This window comes from Ottowia sp. (genome assembly GCF_047975795.1).
Taxonomy (GTDB): Bacteria; Pseudomonadota; Gammaproteobacteria; order Burkholderiales; family Burkholderiaceae_C; genus Ottowia.
On the sequence record NZ_JBKEEE010000037.1, the window covers coordinates 1 to 1,600 of the forward strand.

The window sequence follows — 1,600 nt, forward strand, 5'->3', positions numbered from 1 at the left end:
GGACACAGTCGGGTCATTGCTGCGCTTGGCCCGAGCACACGGGTCACCTCCTCACCGTTCGGGCTGAGTCAGTCGAAGCCTTGGCCTGAAACGATGCTGTGTCTGGTTTGACGTTGCGCGAGCTGGGATGTGCGCCCGGCGGCGCACCTACTTTTCTTTGCTTCGCCAAAGAAAAGTAGGCAAAAGAAAGGCGACCCCGGTGGACGTGACCCTTCGGGCAACCTGCGCTGAACGTCTGCGCGGCGGCGCTGCGGAACTCGCTTTGCGCTGCAAGCAGCGCGCCGCTCAGACAGCCGCAGCGAGTCAGTGCACGAAGCCTGGGCATGCTGCGCTGCCCAGGCCCGCCGCCCAGCCGCCCATCGCAGGCACGGCCACAGGGGAAGGGGGAGAAGCCGGGCCATCGCTGCGCTCGGCCCCAAATCGCCGCGGAGCAGGCCGGTCCAGCGAACGCCGTGGCCGGGGTCTCCCCGGCCAGTGGCGTTGTCCCCCCTCCCGAAGAGAGAGGGGGGAAGGCGCCGCAGGCGACTCAGGGGGGTCATCCGATCAAGTCCAACCCCAGCGCATCGGCCGCCGCGTCGCCAAACGCGCCTTGCTGCTCGACCAGCTCGCTCACCAGCTGGTCGGTGCCGCCTTTGAGGTGCAGCGTGACGGAGCCGACCTTGGCCGCGTACTCGCTGGCCACGGCGAAGGGCCGGTAAAAGCCCAGCGTGAGCAGGGTGAGCAGCATGTTCTTCACGCGCAGCCAGATGAAGGCGCGCGTGCCCAAGCTGGTCTTGAAGCGGGCGATCTGGCCCACGCCGACGTTGTTCCAGACCAGTTGGAACATGCGCGCTTCGCGGTAGGCGCGCGCCGGCAGGCTGACGGCAAACAGCAGCAACAGGCCGGCGAAGATGCCGAACACAATGAGCAGCGTGAGGGCGATCAGCCCCATGTTTGAGCGCTTGTCCATAAGGAGGCTGCCGCCGCCGGTGATGGCCGCCAGCACCAGGCCCACGCCCAGCAGGCAGAGCAGGAAAAAGCCCAGCGTGGCCAGCCACACGCGCAGAAAGTCGCCGTACACCGGCTTCCAGTGGCCAAACTGCTGGCCGACGCGCGCGCGCTGCACCAGAAGGCGCCGGTAGTTGAATTCCAGCCGCACAAAGGCCAGGCCGCCCAGCAGCAGGGCCAGCAAGGCGCCGCCGCCCAACCAGGCGGCTTGCGCGCCGCTGAGGCGGGGGAAGAAGTCGTTGCCGCTGGTGGCGGTCTCGTCGCCTTCACCTTCGCTTTCCAGGTCGGGGTCGGGGCAGGTGAGTGCGCTGTCGTCGGCGCAGCTTGCCAGGGAGGCGACTTCCGGGCTGTCCGGGCCGCTCATGTCGGGCGCCACCATCTGGTCGACGGCGATGAAAAACACCGCCCAGATGGCGGCGATGACGAACACCGGCCAACTGGCCGCATACACCTCTTTCCAGCGCGCGGTGAAGGCCAGTTGCACGCCGCGCCAGCGCGTGGACGAGAGCCGAAAGCGCATGGCGCCCGCCCACAGCCACGGCGCCAGCAGCGCAAAGCCGAACACCATGAGCGCCGAGGCCAGGTCTTGCCCGGTGCGCAAGGCCAGCTCGTA

At 68.1% G+C, this 1,600-nt stretch carries 1 protein-coding gene; it reads right to left on the reverse strand.

Annotated elements, in window-relative coordinates; translation table 11 throughout:
* Window positions 1-535 precede the first annotated feature (535 nt).
* The coding region (locus ACK5NW_RS05770; protein ID WP_416925984.1) for a DUF898 family protein at window positions 536-1,600 on the reverse strand (1,065 nt) is incomplete at its 5' end.